The organism is Pseudonocardia sp. TMWB2A, from assembly GCF_017312135.1.
This window is the reverse complement of the sequence record NZ_QKQY01000002.1, coordinates 5,965,055-5,982,365: the sequence shown is the minus strand read 5'-3', so window position 1 is coordinate 5,982,365 and position 17,311 is coordinate 5,965,055. Positions and strand designations below refer to the sequence as shown.

The following is a 17,311-nucleotide window of genomic DNA, read 5'->3' as shown; positions in this document are numbered from 1 at the left end:
CGACGCCCCGGGCCCCGGCGGGGCCGGGTGACCCGGGCCACCGCACCGGGCGCCGTCGTCGTCGGGGGGCGCGTCTACCCTGGCCAGGGGCCGTGGAGCGGCCCGGACCGGCGAGGAAGGGACACGGTGGGCGCGCAGGAGCGGCACGGGGCGCTGCGGGTCGTCGTCCTCGTCTCCGGGAGCGGCACCCTGCTGCAGGCACTGCTCGACACCGCGGGCGCCGGGTTCGCCGTCGTCGGGGTCGGGGCCGACCGCGCGGGTGCCACCGGGCTCGACCGGGCCCGCGCCGCGGGTGTCCCCACCTTCGTCGAGCGGGTCGCCGACCACCCCGACCGCGACGCCTGGAACACCGCGCTCGCCGCGGCCGTCCTCGCGCACCGGCCGGGCCTCGTCGTCGGGGCGGGGTTCATGAAGCTCGTCTCCCCGGCCTTCCTGGACGCGCTCGGATGCCCGATGCTGAACACGCACCCGGCGCTGCTGCCGGCGTTCCCCGGCGCGCACGCCGTCCGGGACGCGCTGGCCGCCCGGGTGCCCGTCACCGGCGCGACCGTGCACGAGGTCGACGCCGGGCTCGACACCGGACCGGTGCTCGCGCAGGCGGAGGTCCCCGTGCTCCCGGGCGACGACGAGACCTCCCTGCACGAGCGCATCAAGACCGAGGAACGACGGCTGCTGGTCGCGACCGTGCGACGGTTCGCCACCGCCGCCCAACCCCACGAGGTGAACAGTGAGTGAGCGCAGGCCGGTACGCCGGGCCCTGATCAGCGTCTACGACAAGGCCGGTCTCCTCGACCTGGCCACCGGGCTGCACGCCGCCGGGGTGGAGATCGTCTCGACCGGCTCCACCGCACAGCGGATCGCCGACGCCGGCGTCCCGGTCACCCCCGTCGAGGAGGTCACCGGGTTCCCCGAGTGCTTCGACGGCCGGGTCAAGACCCTGCACCCGCGGGTGCACGCCGGGCTGCTCGCCGACACCCGCAAGCCCGAGCACCTCGCGCAGCTCGAGCAGCTGAACATCGCGCCGTTCGACCTGCTGGTGTCCAACCTCTACCCGTTCCGCGAGACCGTCGCGTCCGGCGCGAGCCGCGACGAGGCCGTCGAGCAGATCGACATCGGCGGCCCGGCGATGGTGCGGGCCTCGGCGAAGAACCACGAGAGCGTCGCGGTCGTCGTCGACCCGTCGCGCTACGCCTGGGTGCTCGAGCAGGTCGGCGCCGGCGGGTTCGTCGTGGAGGACCGCCGCAGGCTGGCCGCCGACGCCTACCGGCACACCGCCGCCTACGACGTCTCGGTCGCGACCTGGATGGGCGAGCAGTTCCCCACGGGCGACGACGACGCCTCCGCCGAGTGGGTCGGCGCCACCTGGACCCGCGAGCGCCCGCTGCGCTACGGCGAGAACCCGCACCAGTCCGCCGCGCTCTACACCGACGGCACCGGTTCCGGCCTCGCCGGCGCCGAGCAGCTGCACGGCAAGGAGATGTCCTACAACAACTACGTCGACGCCGACGCAGCCTGGCGCGCCGCGCACGACCACGGCGACCGCCCCACGGTCGCGGTGATCAAGCACGCCAACCCGTGCGGGATCGCGGTCGGCGCCGACGTCGCCGAGGCCCACCGCAAGGCGCACGCCACCGACCCGGTGTCGGCGTTCGGCGGGGTCATCGCGGTCAACGGCGAGGTCTCGGTCGCGATGGCCGAGCAGGTCGCCGAGATCTTCACCGAGGTCGTCGTGGCCCCCGGCTACGCCGACGGCGCCCTCGAGGTGCTCCAGCGCAAGAAGAACGTCCGCGTCCTGCGCATCCCCGACGGCGCCGCCCGCACCGGCACCGAGCTCCGCCCGATCTCCGGCGGGCTGCTGGTGCAGCAGCGCGACCTCGTCGACGCCGACGGCGACGACCCGGCCGCCTGGAAGCTCGTCACCGGCGACGTCGTCGCCCCCGAGGTGCTCGACGACCTCGCGTTCGCCTGGCGCGCCTGCCGCGCGGTGAAGTCCAACGCGATCCTGCTCGCCCACGACGGCGCCGCGGTCGGTGTCGGCATGGGCCAGGTCAACCGGGTCGACGCGGCGAAGCTCGCCGTGACCCGGGCCGGGGACCGGGCCCGCGGCTCGGTCGCCGCCTCCGACGCGTTCTTCCCCTTCCCCGACGGGCTGGAGGTGCTGCTCGACGCCGGTGTCGCCGCCGTCGTGCAGCCCGGCGGCTCGGTCCGCGACGACGAGGTCGTCGCGGCTTGCGCGAAGGCGGGCGTGCCGATGTACCTGACCGGGACGCGGCACTTCGCCCACTGACCCACCGCTCACCCCGACGGCCCGGGACCGCCTCGCGCGGCCCGGGCCGTCGGCGTTCCCGCAGGTCGGGGGGTGTTCCGGCCGAGAATGTCGGGGGTGCGTGCGACGGTCCTCCCGTCGTCGTCACCACCCCCACCCGGGGGATGCGGAGCGGCGGCACAGGCCCTATGCTTCGAACGTCAGTTCGAGCACGCGTCGCCTTCCCCGCGGCGCGCCGGGCGAGGTCGCGGCCGTTCGGTCGTGGCGCGGTGTGTGGCGGGGAGGTACTGCGGTGCGCGTCGGTGCGGGCGAGGGGCCGGTCGTCGTCGGGGGAGCGGCGGCGGTCGGCCGGGTGGTCGGCGGTGTCGGTGGGGGAGCCGGCGTCGACGTCGGGGACGACACCGGTCCGGAGGGGTCCGGGCCGGTGGTCGGGGCCGGGTCACGTGCCCCCGGGGGCGGGCGGGAGCCGCTGCCCGGGGCGCGGGGCCCGGCCGGGGGGCCGGGGTCCCCGGCGGGCTCGGCCGCCGAGCGGCTCGCCCGGGCCCGGCACGTCCTGCGCCGCACGGAGACCCGGGCGGGTCTGGAGCGGACCCGGCCGGGGCCCGTGGGGCCCTGCCCGGAGCCGGAGCCCCCGGCCCGCAGCGCCGGGACGGTCGAGGCGCGTCCGGTGACCGAGGCCGACCTGCTGCCGGTGCCGGGGCCGCTGGCCGGTCTGCTGCCCGGCGGGGGCCTGCGGCGGGGGTCCACCGTGGCGGTGGGCGTGGGGTCCGGCGCGGGGTCGCTGCTGTTCGCGCTGCTGGCCGCCGCGTCCGCGGAGGGCGCGTGGGCGGGCGTGGTCGGCCGTCCCGGCCTCGGCGCGACGGCCGCGGCCGAGGCGGGCGTGCGGCTGGACCGGCTGGCGCTGGTCCCCGACCCCGGCGCGGACCTGGTCGGGGTGACCGCGGCGCTGCTGGACGGGCTGGACCTCGTGGTGGTGGCCGGGCCGGAGCGGGCCGGGCTGCGGGCCGGGGACCGGCAGCGGCTCGCCGCGCGGGCCCGGCAGCGGGGTGCGGTGCTGCTGGCGCTCGGTGGATGGCCGGGTGCCGACCTGCGGCTGCACTGCACCCGTCCGCGCTGGGAGGGCGTCGGCCGCGGGACGGGGCGGCTGCGGTCCCGGCGGGTCGAGGTCCGGGCGGAGGGGCGCGGGATCGGCCCGGCCGGGTGGGGGGTGGAGGTGCTCCTCCCGGGCCCCGGCGGGACGGTCGTCCCCGCCCCGGCGACGCCCTCGGTCCCCGCGGTGCCGTCGGTGCCCGCGATCGCCTCGGTGCCGTCGGTGCCCGCGGTCTCCGCGGCAGCGGTGGGCGAGGTCCCGGTCGCGCGACCCGTGGTCCGGGCGGCCGGATGAGCACGCCCGGCACGACGGAGGCGGGCGGCGCGACGGGCACGGGCGGCGGTGGGCGGGCGGAGCCCGACCCGCGGGTGCTGGCGGTCTGGTCCCCGGACTGGCCGGTCACCGCCGCCGCCCGCGCCGCGCACGTCCCGGCGGACCGGCCGGCCGCGGTCCTGCACGCCAACCGGGTCCTGGCCTGCTCGGCGACGGCCCGCCGGCACGGGGTCCGCCGGGGGCTGCGGCGCCGGGAGGCGCAGGCCCGGTGCCCGGAGCTCGTGGTGCTCGCCCCCGACCCGGGGCGCGACGCCCGGCTGTTCGAGCCGGTCGCCGCCGCGGTGGAGGCGCTCGCCCCCGGCGTCGAGGTGGTGCGGCCGGGGCTGCTGGTGCTGCCCGCGCGCGGTCCGGTCGGCTGGTTCGGCGGGGAGCGCGCCGCGGTGGAGCGGCTGATCGACCAGGTCGCGCTGCACGCCGGGACCGAGTGCCAGATCGGCGTCGCGGACGGGATGTTCGCCGCCGCGCTCGCCGCCCGCCGGGGGCGCGGGGTGCCGCCGGGACGGTCGGCGGAGTTCCTCGCACCGCTGGAGGTCGCCGAGCTGGACCGGGACCCCGACGTCGACCGGGCCGCGCTGGTGGACCTGCTGCGCCGGCTGGGGCTGCGGTCGCTGGGGGCGTTCGCGTCGCTGTCGGAGGCCGACGTGGCCTCGCGCTTCGGCGCCGACGCGGTGGTCGCGCACCGGCTCGCCCGTGGGCTCGACCCCCGCCCGCCCGCGCGCCGGGTCCCGCCGGAGGAGCTGTCCGCGGCGGTCGAGCTGGACCCGCCGGTGGACCGGGTCGACGCGGCCGCCTTCGCCGCGCGGGCACTCGCGACCCGGCTGCACACCGCGCTCGCCGGGCACGGCCTGGCCTGCACCCGGCTGGGGGTGCACGCACGCACGGAGAGCGGGGAGGAGCTGCTGAGGGTCTGGCGGTGCGCCGAGCCGCTGACACCGTCCGGGACGGTGGACCGGGTGCGCTGGCAGCTCGACTCGTGGCTCGGGCGCGGCGGCTCCGGGACGCTGGTCGCGCTGCGGCTCACCCCGGAGGACACCGTGGTCGCCGGGGCGCTGCAGCGCGGGCTGTGGGGCGACGTCGGCGAGGGCGACGAGCGGGCCGGGCGGGCCCTGGTCCGGGTGCAGGCGCTGCTCGGGCCGGAGGCGGTGCTCACCGCGGTCCCGGCGGGCGGCCGGGACCCGGGCGAGCGGGTGCGGCTGGTGCCGTGGGGCGACGAGCGGGTGGTCGAGGACACGGCGGTCCCCGCCCGGCCGGGACCCGTGGCTCCCGCGCGGGACGGCGCCGCCGGTGCCCCCGGGCATGCGGAGCAGGCGGACCCCGAGCCGCCCGGACCGGCCCCCGGGCGGCCGGCGGTGGCACGTCCCGGCGACGCCGTGCCCGACGAGGCCGCGGAGAAGGAGCCGGGAGAGGCCGGGCCCGCGGGACGGCCCCGGGACGGGGAGCGGAACGGGACCGCACACCCCCGCCGCGCTCCCGGGCGTCGGCCACCCGCCGACCCCCCGGCGACCTGGCCCGGCCGGCTCCCGGCACCGTCCCCGGCGACGGTGCCCCCGGACCCGCTCCCGGTCCGGTTGCTCGCCGCGGACGGCGCCGAGGTGTGCCCGGCCGCGCCGGACCTGCTCGACGGCGTCCCGCGCCGGGTCGCGGGCGGCGGCCCGGACCGGGAGGTCACCGGCTGGGCCGGACCCTGGCCGGTGCACACCCGCTGGTGGGCCCCCGACGGCCCTGGGCCCGCGGTCCGGCTGCAGGTCGTGCTCGCCGACGGCACGGCTCTGCTGCTCGTGCACCGCGGCGGCCGCTGGGAGGTGACCGGTGTCTACGACTGAGCCACCGGCCGCCGCGGGCGGGTCAGCGCTGCGGGATCCCGGTGAGGTCGACGGCGAACCGGCCGATCGCCGAGGCCATCGCCGTCACGTTCCGGTCCAGTGCCGTCCGGTCGATGTTGGTCAGCCGGTCGCAGGCCGTGTGGTAGCAGGGGTCGTAGGACTGTCCCGCCGTGCCGCCCCACTTCTGCGCCTGCTCCGGGGTCTTCTGCTCCTCGGCGCCGGTGAACAGGCCACCGGCCGGGATGCCGGCCTCGATGAACGGGCCGTAGTCCGAGCGCCCGTCGAACGCGGTGCCCTCGGGGCCGTTCACGCCCGCCCCGACCAGCGCCTCGGTCAGGACGCGCTCCGCGGTGTCGGAGCCGGGCGGGCCCGCCTCGCCGCCGAGGCCGTCGGAGTTGTCGCCGTCGTAGACGAGGTAGCCGGGGTTCGGCGAGCCGACCATGTCGAAGTTGAGGTAGAGCGCGATCCGCGCGCGGTCGGCCTCGGACAGGCCCTCGACGTACTTCGTCGAGCCGACCAGGCCGATCTCCTCGGCGCCCCACCACGCGAAGCGCACCTTCTGGCCGACCGGCGGGGAGCCGCCGAGCTTCTGCGCGATCTCGAGCAGGGCGGCGCTGCCGCTGCCGTTGTCGTTGATGCCGGCGCCCTCGGGCACGCTGTCGAGGTGGGCCCCGGCGACCACGACCCGGCCCGGGTCGCCGGTGGTGGTCTCGGCGATCACGTTCCGCGAGGTCTGCTGCCGGATCGTGGTGTCGAGCACCAGCGACGCCTGCTGGCCGTCGCGCAGGGCGGCTCCGGCGGTCTTCGTCACGGCCGCCGTCGGGACGACCCCCGGGGTGTCGCCGAGGGTGGCGGGCAGGGCCGCGTCCTCGGTGTTGACCACGATCACCGCCGCCGCGCCCGCCGCCCCCGCGAGCCGGGACTTCTGGCCGAACTCGCAGGTCCCGCGCTCGACGACGGCGATGGCCCCGGCGGGCATCCCGGTGTAGTCGGCGGCGTCGCAGCCCGGTGTCGGGTCCTGCGGGGTGCGCGGGCGCAGCGACAGCGGCGCGGTCAGCCCGCCGGGCGGGGTGGCGGGGGAGAAGCCGAGCACCTCGGTCGTCACGGGTGCGCCGGCCACGGTCAGCCGTGCGTCGCCCGCGGAGAAGGTGCGCACCTCGAACGACGGGGTCGACACCTCGAACCCGCTCGCGCGCAGGGTCCCGACGACGTGGTCGACGGCCGCGTCGTACCCGGGGGTGCCCACCGCGCGGTTGCCGTCGTTCGCGTCGGCGAGCTTCTCGAACTGCTGCAGGTGGGCGTAGGCGCCGTCGCCGCCGACCGCGGCCGCGAGCCGCTGCGGCAGGCCGGGGTCGCCCTGCGCGGCCCCCTGGCTCCCGCCGCCGGTGGTGCCGATCGTCGCGGTGCCCGGCGCCGCGGGGACGTCCGCGCAGGCCGCGAGCGCGACGACGGCCACCCCGGCCGCCGCGACCCTGACCAGCCGGTTCCCGAGGCGTGGCCGGTGCCGGCCACCCGTCGTGCTCGCCCGTCCCATGGAGCCACCCCTGCCGTCCGGCCCGGTGCCGGGCCTCGTCCGCGCCGGGTGTCCGGCGCTCCTCGTGCGTGCGCGGTACCGGTCGGGCGCCGCGGCGTCGGACCAGCATCCGCCATCGGGCGTGGCCGTGCGGTGAACCGACGATCACGACACGGCGTCACGAACACGACGGTACGACCCGGCGCGACCCGGGGCCGCGGTGATCCTCGGTCGATCCACACCGGGGTCTCAGTCGTTCCACAGGTTCGGCTGGTGAACTCGGAGATGTCGGCGGGGCGGTCCACGAACCACCTGCCGGCACCGGATGGGTACGTCCGGGTGGCCCGCGGGCCGGCGCTGGGGAGCGGCCGGTGTGCCGCGCCGGAGCCCGGACCCGCCGTGCGGGGCCGACCGGCGCTGGGGAGCAGCCGGCCGGCCCGCACGGCGACGCCCGTCCGCGGAACCCGGCGCTCGACGTTCGAACTTGTGTTCGAGTACGCTGCACGGGTGGGCTGGCAGAACCCGGACGTCCCCTGGGCGGAGCTGGAGAGTGCGCTGTCGGGTCGTTCCGTGCGCGACGGCGCGAGCCTGCGCGGCGGCCCGGAGGCCGACGGCGGGGACGCACCGGCCTGGTCCGTCCACCGCGGCCCCTGCGAGCCGCCCGAGGACCTGCACCCGGCGGGGCCGGGCGTCGTGCCGTACGCGGAGCTGCACTGCCACTCGCACTTCAGCTTCCTCGACGGCGCGAGCGCCCCGGAGGAGCTGGTCGAGCGTGCTGCCGAGCTGGGGCTGGAGGCGGTCGCGCTCACCGACCACGACGGCATGTACGGGGTCGTTCGGTTCGCCGAGGCGGCCCGCGCGCTCGGGGTGCGCACGGTGTTCGGCGCCGAGCTGAGCACCGGGCTGACCGCCCCGCAGAACGGCGTCGCCGACCCCGAGGGCGAGCACCTGCTGCTGCTGGCCCGCGGCCCCGACGGGTACCGCGCGCTGTGTCGCACCATCTCCACCGCGCAGATGCGGGGCGGGGAGAAGGGGCGGCCGGTCTACGACCCGGACGAGGTCGTCGCCGACACCGCGGGGAAGGTCGTCGTGCTCACCGGCTGCCGCAAGGGCGCGGTGCGCCGCGCCCTGGACCGCTCGGGCCCGGTGGCCGCCGCGGCGGAGCTGGACCGGCTGGTCGCGCGCTTCGGCGCGGAGAACGTGCGGGTCGAGCTGACCGTGTACGGCGAGCCCGGCGACACCGAGCGCAACGACGCACTGGCCGCGCTGGCCGAGCGGGCCGGCGTCGCGACGGTGGCGACGACCGGCGCGCACTACGCCACCCCCGACCGGGCCCCGCTGGCCGCGACCGTCGCCGCGGTCCGGGCCCGCCGCAGCCTCGACGAGATCGACCCCTGGCTGCCCGCGGCGGGCACCGCGCACCTGCGGTCCGGGCGGGAGATGGCCCTGCGGTTCGACGAGCGCCACCCCGGCGCGGTGGAGCGCGCGGCGGAGCTGGGCCGGGAGCTGGCGTTCGAGCTGCACCTGGTGGCGCCGGACCTGCCGCCGTTCGACGTCCCGCCCGGGCACACCGAGACGACCTGGCTGCGGGTGCTGACCGAACGCGGCCGGATGGAGCGTTATGGCAGCTGTGACGAGAACCCGTTCGCGGCGCACACCGTGCAGCGCGAGCTGGAGATCATCGAGGCGAAGAACTTCCCCGGCTACTTCCTGATCGTCCACGACATCGTCGACTTCTGCCGCCGGTCGAACATCTTCTGCCAGGGCCGGGGATCGGCCGCGAACTCGGCGGTCTGCTACGCGCTGGGCATCACCAACGTCGACGCCGTCCGGCACGGGCTGCTGTTCGAACGGTTCCTGTCCCCGGACCGCGACGGCTACCCCGACATCGACCTCGACATCGAGTCCGGCCGCCGCGAGGAGGCGATCCAGTACGTCTACCGCCGCTACGGCAGGCTGTTCGCCGCGCAGGTCGCGAACGTCATCACCTACCGGCCGCGGTCGGCGATCCGCGACACCGCCCGCGCGCTCGGGTTCTCACCCGGCCAGCAGGACGCCTGGAGCAGGCGCGTCGAACGCTGGCACGCCCTGGAGGCGAGCGAGCTCCCGCAGGAGATGCCGCCGCTGCTGCTGGACCTCGCGGGGCAGCTGATGGGTGCGCCCCGGCACCTGGGCATCCACTCCGGCGGCATGGTCATCTGCGACCGGCCGGTGTCCGAGGTCGTGCCGGTGGAGTGGGCGCGGATGGCCGACCGGACCGTCGTGCAGTGGGACAAGGAGGACTGCGCCGCGGCCGGGCTGGTGAAGTTCGACCTGCTCGGGCTGGGCATGCTCACCGCGCTGCATCTGATGGTGGACCTGGTCACGACCGTCACCGGTGAGCGGATCGAGCTGCACGCGATCGGCGAGTCCGACCCGGAGGTCTACGCGATGCTGTCGCGCGCGGACTCGGTCGGGGTGTTCCAGGTGGAGTCCCGCGCCCAGATGGCCACCCTGCCGCGGCTGCGCCCGCGCGAGTTCTACGACCTCGTCGTCGAGGTCGCGCTGATCCGGCCCGGCCCGATCCAGGGCGGCTCGGTGCACCCCTACATCCGGCGGCGCAACGAGCTCGAGACCTGGGACCACGACCATCCGCTGCTCAAGCCCGCGTTGCACAAGACGCTGGGCATCCCGCTGTTCCAGGAACAGATGATGCAGATCGCCGTCGACGTCGCGGGGTTCACCGCGGCCGAGGCCGACGAGCTGCGCCGGGCGATGGGCTCCAAGCGGTCCACCGAGCGGATGGAACGGCTGCGCGGGCGGTTCTACGACGGGATGGCCGCGAACGGGATCACCGGCGAGCTCGCCGAACGGATCTTCGCCAAGATGCTGGCCTTCGCGAACTTCGGGTTCCCGGAGAGCCACTCGATCAGCTTCGCCGCGCTCGTCTACTACTCGGCGTGGTTCAAGCTCTACCACCCGGCGGCGTTCTGCGCGGGCCTGCTCAACGCCCAGCCGATGGGCTTCTACTCGCCGCAGTCGCTGGTGGCCGACGCCCGCAGGCACGGCGTGCGGGTGCACCGGCCGGACGTCAACGCCGGGCGGGCCGACGCCGTCCTCGAACCCGACGACGACAGCACCGGCGGCCGGGCGGTCCGGCTCGGCCTGGCGGGTGTCCGCACCGTCGGCGCGGACCTCGCCGGGGTCATCGACGCCGAGCGCGACGCGGGCGGGCCGTTCGCGGACCTGCCCGATCTGGCACGCCGGGTCCGGCTGACCGGCCCGCAGGCCGAGGCGCTGGCGACGGCCGGGGCGTTCGGCTGCTTCGGGGTGGAGCGGCGGGAGGCGCTGTGGGCGGCGGGCGTCGTCGCGGGGGTGCGGCCCGAGCACCTGCCGGGCACCGCCGTCGGGTTCGACGCGCCGGCCCTGCCGGGGATGACCGAGGCGGAGCTGACCGTCTCCGACGTCTGGGCCACCGGCGTCTCCCCGGACAGCCACCCGGTGCAGCACCTGCGCGCGGACCTCGACGCGCTCGGCGCGGTCCGGATCGACCGGCTCGACGAGGTGGGCCGCCGCGCCGGCCCGGACACCCCGGCCCGGGTGCTGGTCGGGGGACTGGTCACCCATCGCCAGCGCCCGGCGACCGCGCGCGGGGTGACGTTCGTGAACCTCGAGGACGAGTCCGGGATGCTGAACGTGACCTGCTCGGAGGGCCTGTGGGCGCGCTACCGGTCGGTGGCGCTGGGGAGCGCGGGGCTGCTGGTCCGGGGCCGGCTCGAACGCAGCCCGGAGGGCGTGCTGAACCTGCTGGCCGACCGGCTGCAGCGGATGCCGCTGGCGGTGAAGGTGGTGTCCCGGGACTTCCGCTGACCGTCCCGCCCGCGCCCGGCGCCGGGCCCCCGCGACCGCCGGGCCCCGCGGTTCCCGACCACCGGGACCACCGGGACACGCGGACCACCGGAACCGGGCACGCCGCGGGCCCCGCCGGAGGAACCGGCGGGGCCCGCGGGCGGTCGCGACGGGGTCAGGACTTGACGAGCGGCCCGCCCATCGACATCGCGCGTCCGCCCAGGGTCTGGCCGAACGCGTCGAACAGGATGTAGGCGAACACGATGCAGAACGCGAACGTCGTGATCCCGGCGATCGGGAACAGGCCCGCGTTGCCCGCGGTCACACCGATGTAGGCCAGCACGAAGGTGATGTCGACGAGCACGAAGCCGATCGTGAACATCAGCGGCAGCCGCAGCGTCGCCAGCGTCAGCAGGACGAACACCAGGGTGAAGGAGAGCAGGTAGGTCGACTGGATCGACCCGACCTGCTCGGTGGACAGGGCCTGTCCGGTGCCGGCGTCGATGATCCAGCCGTTGTTCAGCGCCATGAGCAGCACGCCGAAGCTGGTCCAGAACGCGGAGAAGACACCGAAGATCGCGGCGGTGACGCTGTCCCCGACGCGCAGCGCGACCATGGCCGACAGCAGCAGGAACAGGCCCGCCGAGAAGGTCACGACCGGGATCATGCCGCCGGGCAGTGCGGTGGTGTCCAGGTAGCCCACGAACCACAGGCCCAGCGTGATGCCGGACGGCAGGAAGCAGATGAGGCCCATCAGGGCCGGGTTGGCAGCCGGGGCGGCTGCTGCCGGGGCGGGCGGGGCAGCAGCGGCCTGCGCCCCCGCGGTGTCGCTCTCCACGCTCATGGAAAACTCCTCGTCGAGTTCGTGACCGGTCGTGCACCGGCGGTGTGATTCTGCTCTCGTGGAGATCGTTTTTCGCCCCTCCGTACGACCAGACCCCGACCTGTACCCCGGTCGCACGCAACCGGACCGTCGTCGCAGGTCGCGGGGGCGGCGTCCCCTACTTGCGCGGGACGTACGCGTCCTTCGGTCAGGTTCGACCGGCCCGGGCGTCACCTGAGAGGATGCCCGGGTGACCGCACGCGTGATGGACGGCAAGGCGACGTTGGCGGAGCTGCTCGAGGACCTGCGGGGCCGAGTCGAGAAGCTGACCGCCGCCGGGGTGACCCCCGGGCTGGGCACGGTGCTGGTCGGTGACGACCCCGGATCGCACGCCTACGTGCGCGGCAAGCACCGCGACTGCGCCAAGGTCGGCATGACCTCGCTGCAGCGCGAGCTCCCCGCCGACGCGAGCCAGGCCCAGGTCGAGGACACGATCGACGAGCTGAACGCCGACCCGACCTGCACGGGCTTCATCGTGCAGCTCCCGCTGCCGGACGGCCTCGACGCCGGCGCCGCGCTGGAGCGGGTCGACCCGGGCAAGGACGCCGACGGCCTGCACCCGACCAACCTGGGCCGCCTGGTCCTCGGCGAGCCGGGACCGCTGCCGTGCACCCCGCGCGGCATCGTCGAGCTGTGCCGCCGGTTCGGTGTCGAGCTGAACGGGGCGCGGGTCGTCGTCGTGGGTCGTGGCGTGACCGTCGGCCGCCCGCTGGGGCTGCTGCTGACCCGCCGCTCGGAGAACGCGACCGTCACCCTGTGCCACACCGGCACCCGGGACCTGACGGCGCACCTGCGGGAGGCCGACGTCGTCGTCGCGGCGGCGGGGCGGGCCGGGCTCATCACGGCCGACCAGATCAGGCCGGGCGCCGCGGTGCTGGACGTCGGCGTCACCCGTACCGACCTGGGCCTGGTCGGCGACGTGGCGCCCGAGGTCGCCGAGGTCGCCGGGCTGCTGGCGCCGATGCCGGGTGGCGTGGGACCGATGACCCGCGGGATGCTGCTGACGAACGTCGTCGAGGCAGCCGAGCGCAGCCTGTCGGCGTGACGGGCGGCGGCAGGGGGGCGGTGATGGTGACGACCCGCTCCGGGCACGGCCTGCGGGCCCGGCTGCGGGCGCACTGGCCGCTGCTCGTCGTCCTCGGTGTGTCGCTGGTCGGGCTGCAGCGGGTGGTCACCGAGCACTGGCGCGAGGGGTCCGCGGCGCTGGCGGTGGCGATGCTGGTCGCCGCGGGCCTGCGGGTGGCGCTGCCGCCGGACCGGGTCGGGCTGCTCGCGATCCGCGGCCGCTACGCCGACGCGCTGGTGTACGGCGGGTTCGGCGTCGTCGTCCTGCTGCTGGCGCTGACGATCACCCAGGGGTCGCTGACCATCAGCTGAGTGGTCAGCTGCGGGAGCCGCCGGTCGTCTCCGGGCCCGCCGGGCGCCGGGTCGGGGGCCTGCGCGGGCCGGCGGGACGCTTGCTCCCCGGACGCCCGGGGCCGGTGCTGGTCGCGCGCACGACCCGGCCCGGCCGGGCGGGGAGATCCCCGGTCGGTGCGCTGCGGGACGGCCTGATAATGATCATCGCTAACGAGATTCTACCGGTGGGTACACCCGCTCCGGGACGGGGGTTGCTCCGGACGAGTTGCGTGATGTCGCCCACGGTGGCCCCGCTGATCACCCGTTGATCGCAACGAAGATCGATCCGCCACCCGGTCGGCGGCGCCCGGTCCGGCGGCACCCCACGGACGGAGGTGGTCCCCGCCACCGTCCGCGAGCATGATCGCCGCCATGACCGACCGCAGCGGCCACATCGTCGACACCCTCGTGACCGCCTTCGACGACCTGATGGCGGCCGACCCGTCGGCGTTCCGGACCAAGTTCCGGAAGATGGCCGCCGACCCGTTCGCGTTCTACCGGGGCAGCGCCTGCCTGTTCTACGACGACGTCGCCCGCCGCGAGGACCCCTGGGTCGACGACCGCACCGGCCGGGTCTGGATCCAGGGCGACCTGCACGCCGAGAACTTCGGCACCTACATGGACGGCGACGGCGTGCTCGTCTTCGACGTCAACGACTTCGACGAGGCCTACCTCGGCCACTGGACCTGGGACGTCACCCGGTTCGCGGCCAGCCTGTGCCTGCTCGGCTGGCGCAAGGCGCTGTCGGACCGGTCGCTGTCCGAGCTCGTCGAGCGCTACTGCCGCAGCTACCTGGCCCAGGTGCGGCACTTCGCCGACCGCGACGACGACGCGTTCTCCCTGCGCCTGGACACCACCGACGGCCCGGTGCACCAGGTCCTGCAGACCGCGCGCACCCGGACCCGGGTCGGGCTGCTCGACGCGATCACCGAGACCGAGGGCTTCGACCGGATCCTGCGTGCCGGCCCCGGTGTCCGCACCCTCGACGACGACGAGAAGGCCGCGGTCACCGCCGCGTTCGAGGCCTACGTGGCCACGATCCCGGAGTCCCGGCGTCACCGCGGCGTCGCCTACACCGTCAAGGACGTCGCCGGGCGTTCCGGTGTGGGCATCGGCAGCGCCGGGCTGCCGACGTACACGGTGCTGGTCGAGGGGCTGAACCAGGCGCTGGACAACGACATCGTCGTGTCGATGAAGCAGGGCAACGTGGCCGCGCCGTCGCGGGTGGTCACCGACGAGCGGGTGGCCGCGGCGTTCCGCCACCACGGGCACCGGACGGCGGTGTCGCAGCGCGCGCTGCAGGCGCACGCCGACCCGATGCTGGGCTGGACCGAGCTCGGTGGCGTCGGGTTCGTCGTCGCCGAGGTCTCGCCCTACGAGGCGGACCTGGACTGGTCGGAGCTGACCGAGCCCGACGAGATCGCGCCGGTCGTCGCGGACCTGGGCCGGGCCACGGCGAAGATCCACTGCGTGGCCGACGCCGACGCCGACCACGCACTCGTCGACTTCCGGGTCGAGGAGGCGGTCGCGGCGCGCACCGCGGGCGCGGAGGACGCGTTCGTCGAGTGGGTCGTGGAGTTCGCCCACGACTACGCCCGGACCGTGCGCGCGGACCACGCACTGTTCGTGGAGGCGTTCCGCTCCGGGCGCATCCCCGTCGTCAGCTCGGCCTGACACGACGACGGCCCGCCCTCCCGGCAGCGGGAGGACGGGCCGTCGGCGGTGGGGCTACTTGCCGGCGAAGGCGTCGATCGCCGCGTTGAACGTGGCGCTCGGCCGCATGACCGCGTCGGTCTTCGCGCGGTCGACGTAGTAGTAGCCGCCCAGGTCGACCGGGTCGCCCTGGACTGCGTTCAGCTCACCGACGACCGTGTCCTCGGCGGCGGCGAGCTTCTCGGCGAGCGGGGCGAAGATCGCGGCCAGCTCGGTGTCCTCGGTCTGCGCGGCGAGGGCCTGCGCCCAGTACAGCGCGATGTAGAAGTGGCTGCCGCGGTTGTCGAGCTCCCCGACCTTGCGCGACGGCGACTTCCCGTTCTCCAGCAGCTTGCCGGTGGCCTCGTCGAGGGTCTGGCCGAGCAGCTTGGCCCGCAGCGGCTCCTCGGTCTTCGACGCCAGCATCTCCAGCGAGACGGCCAGCGCGAGGAACTCACCGAGGGAGTCCCACCGCAGGTGGTTCTCCTTCTGCAGCTGCTGTACGTGCTTCGGCGCGGACCCGCCGGCGCCGGTCTCGAACAGGCCGCCGCCGTTCATCAGCGGGACGATCGACAGCATCTTCGCCGACGTGCCCAGCTCCATGATCGGGAACAGGTCGGTGAGGTAGTCGCGCAGCACGTTGCCGGTGACCGAGATGGTGTCCTCGCCCTTGCGGGCCCGCTCCAGGGTGTAGCGGGTGGCCTCGGCGACCGCGAGGATCTCGATGGTCAGGCCGTCGGTGTCGTGCTCGCCCAGGTACTTCTCGACCTTCGCGATCAGCTGCGCGTCGTGGGCGCGCGCCGAGTCCAGCCAGAAGACGGCGGGGGAGCCGGTGGCCCGGGCCCGCTCGACGGCCAGCCCGACCCAGTTGCGGATCGGGGCGTCCTTGGTCTGGCAGCCGCGCCAGATGTCGCCCTCGCCGACCTCGTGCGAGAGCTTCTCCTCGCCCGACGCCGCGTCGACGACGCGCACGGTGCCCGCCGAGGCGATCTCGAAGGTCTTGTCGTGGCTGCCGTACTCCTCGGCCTTCTGCGCCATCAGGCCGACGTTCGGGACGGTGCCCATCGTCGTCGGGTCGAAGGCGCCGTTGGCCTGGCAGTGCTTGACGGTCTCGTCGTAGAGCGGGGCGTAGGACGAGTCCGGGATGACGAACTTGGTGTCCTGCAGCGCGTCGTCGGCGTTCCACATCTGGCCGGAGGTGCGGATCGCGGCCGGCATCGAGGCGTCGATGATGACGTCGCTCGGGACGTGCAGGTTGGTGATCCCGCGCGCGGAGTCGACCTGGGCCAGCGCCGGGCCGGTCTCGTAGGCGGCGGTGATGGCCTTCTCGACGGCGTCGCGCTTGTCGGCGGGCAGCTTCTCCAGCGCGGTCAGGATCGAGGCGAGACCGTCGTCGGGGTCGGCGCCCACGGAGGCGAGGTCGTCGGCGAAGGAGGCGAACACGTCGGCGAAGTAGGCGCGGACGGCGTGGCCGAAGATGATCGGGTCGGAGACCTTCATCATCGTGGCCTTGAGGTGCACCGAGAACAGGACGCCCTTGGCCTTGGCGTCGGCGACCTGCTCGGCGAGGAAGGCCTGCAGCGGCTCGCGACGCATGACGGCGCCGTCGAACACCTCGCCGTCCAGCAGCGCGACCTTCTCCTTCAGCACCGTGACGGTGCCGTCGGCGGCGACGTGCTCGATGCGGACCGCGCCGTCACCGGCGGCGGTGAACGAGGTCTCGGAGTGCCGGAAGTCGCCGTCGTCCATGGTGGCGACGTGGCTGGTGGAGTCGGAGCTCCACGCGCCCATCGAGTGCGGGTGCTTGCGGGCGAAGTTCTTCACCGACAGCGGGGCGCGGCGGTCGGAGTTGCCCTCGCGCAGCACCGGGTTGACCGCGGAGCCCTTGACCGAGTCGTAGGCGGCGCGGGCGGCCTTCTCCTGCTCGCTCTGCGGGTTCTCCGGGTAGTCCGGTACGTCGTAGCCGGCGCCCTGGAGCTCGGTGATCGCCGCCTTGAGCTGCGGGATCGACGCCGAGATGTTCGGCAGCTTGATGATGTTGGCGTCCGGGGTCTTCGCCAGCTCGCCCAGCTCGGACAGCGAGTCCGGGACGCGCTGGGCGTCGGTCAGCCGGTCCGGGAACTTCGCCAGGATGCGGGCGGCCAGGGAGATGTCGCGGGTCTCCACGTCGACCCCGGCCTGGCCGGCGAAGGCCTCGATGACCGGCAGGAAGGAGTGGGTCGCCAGTGCCGGCGCCTCGTCAGTGTACGTGTAGATGAGCTTCATCGCGTCCTCAGGCCTGCCTCGGCTCGTCGTGTGTGCTGCCGTGTCCAGCGAGCGGGCCGCGACGGCGCCGGCGGACGGGCCCGGGACGACCGGGCGGGTCCCCGGCGCGGCGACCCGCTGACTGGGCCACACGCTATCTGTTCACCGCCCCCGCACGCCCGCAGGAGTAACCGGCCCGACACCCCCGTGATGGTCGAGCCCACGGCCGCGGACCGGCTAC

At 75.4% G+C, this 17,311-nt stretch carries 12 protein-coding genes; 8 read left to right on the top strand and 4 right to left on the bottom strand.

The window, feature by feature from the left end; genetic code table 11:
• Positions 1-126 precede the first annotated feature (126 nt).
• From purN to DMP17_RS42395, 4 genes are all read left to right on the top strand, one after another.
• Positions 127-735: a phosphoribosylglycinamide formyltransferase gene (purN, locus tag DMP17_RS42410; RefSeq protein ID WP_226349884.1), complete on the top strand. Its 609-nt coding sequence runs from the start codon at positions 127-129 to the stop codon at positions 733-735.
• Positions 728-2,287, top strand: a complete 1,560-nt coding sequence (gene purH, locus DMP17_RS42405) for a bifunctional phosphoribosylaminoimidazolecarboxamide formyltransferase/IMP cyclohydrolase (RefSeq protein ID WP_337832465.1) — start codon at positions 728-730, stop codon at positions 2,285-2,287. Before purN ends, purH begins: the two co-directional genes overlap by 8 nt.
• A 271-nt stretch (positions 2,288-2,558) precedes the next feature.
• Positions 2,559-3,650, top strand: a complete 1,092-nt coding sequence (locus DMP17_RS42400; RefSeq protein WP_337832464.1) for a hypothetical protein — start codon at positions 2,559-2,561, stop codon at positions 3,648-3,650.
• Positions 3,647-5,512 (top strand): DNA polymerase Y family protein, encoded by a 1,866-nt coding sequence (locus DMP17_RS42395; RefSeq protein ID WP_443217958.1) that lies wholly within the window; start codon positions 3,647-3,649, stop codon positions 5,510-5,512. Before DMP17_RS42400 ends, DMP17_RS42395 begins: the two co-directional genes overlap by 4 nt.
• Positions 5,513-5,534: 22 nt before the next feature.
• Here the strand turns inward: DMP17_RS42395 and DMP17_RS42390 are convergent, their stop codons facing one another.
• Entirely contained in the window at positions 5,535-7,046 is a 1,512-nt protein-coding gene (locus tag DMP17_RS42390; protein ID WP_226367597.1) for a M28 family metallopeptidase, read from the bottom strand.
• A gap of 486 nt (positions 7,047-7,532) precedes the next feature.
• Between DMP17_RS42390 and DMP17_RS42385 the strand changes: the two genes are divergently transcribed.
• Positions 7,533-10,874: an error-prone DNA polymerase gene (locus DMP17_RS42385; protein ID WP_337832810.1), complete on the top strand. Its 3,342-nt coding sequence runs from the start codon at positions 7,533-7,535 to the stop codon at positions 10,872-10,874.
• Between the two features lie 154 nt (positions 10,875-11,028).
• On the opposite strand, the gene DMP17_RS42380 is transcribed toward DMP17_RS42385, so the two are convergent.
• On the bottom strand, positions 11,029-11,697 hold the full coding sequence (locus DMP17_RS42380) for a GPR1/FUN34/YaaH family transporter (protein WP_337832463.1): 669 nt from the start codon (positions 11,695-11,697) through the stop codon (positions 11,029-11,031).
• 244 nt (positions 11,698-11,941) lie between these two features.
• Here DMP17_RS42380 and DMP17_RS42375 point away from each other — a divergent pair, with 244 nt between their 5' ends.
• Together DMP17_RS42375 and DMP17_RS42370 are read left to right on the top strand one after the other, a co-directional pair.
• Positions 11,942-12,781 (top strand): bifunctional methylenetetrahydrofolate dehydrogenase/methenyltetrahydrofolate cyclohydrolase, encoded by an 840-nt coding sequence (locus DMP17_RS42375; RefSeq protein WP_255656803.1) that lies wholly within the window; start codon positions 11,942-11,944, stop codon positions 12,779-12,781.
• A gap of 23 nt (positions 12,782-12,804) precedes the next feature.
• Complete coding sequence (locus DMP17_RS42370) at positions 12,805-13,113, top strand: DUF3017 domain-containing protein (RefSeq protein WP_226349891.1); 309 nt, start codon at positions 12,805-12,807, stop codon at positions 13,111-13,113.
• A 4-nt stretch (positions 13,114-13,117) separates the two neighbouring features.
• Here DMP17_RS42370 and DMP17_RS42365 read toward each other — a convergent pair whose 3' ends face one another.
• Positions 13,118-13,300, bottom strand: a complete 183-nt coding sequence (locus DMP17_RS42365) for a hypothetical protein (protein ID WP_337832462.1) — start codon at positions 13,298-13,300, stop codon at positions 13,118-13,120.
• Between the two features lie 206 nt (positions 13,301-13,506).
• Between DMP17_RS42365 and DMP17_RS42360 the strand changes: the two genes are divergently transcribed.
• Complete coding sequence (locus DMP17_RS42360; protein ID WP_337832461.1) at positions 13,507-14,808, top strand: DUF2252 domain-containing protein; 1,302 nt, start codon at positions 13,507-13,509, stop codon at positions 14,806-14,808.
• Between the two features lie 54 nt (positions 14,809-14,862).
• Here DMP17_RS42360 and DMP17_RS42355 read toward each other — a convergent pair whose 3' ends face one another.
• Complete coding sequence (locus tag DMP17_RS42355) at positions 14,863-17,091, bottom strand: NADP-dependent isocitrate dehydrogenase (protein WP_337832460.1); 2,229 nt, start codon at positions 17,089-17,091, stop codon at positions 14,863-14,865.
• Positions 17,092-17,311: the final 220 nt, after the last annotated feature.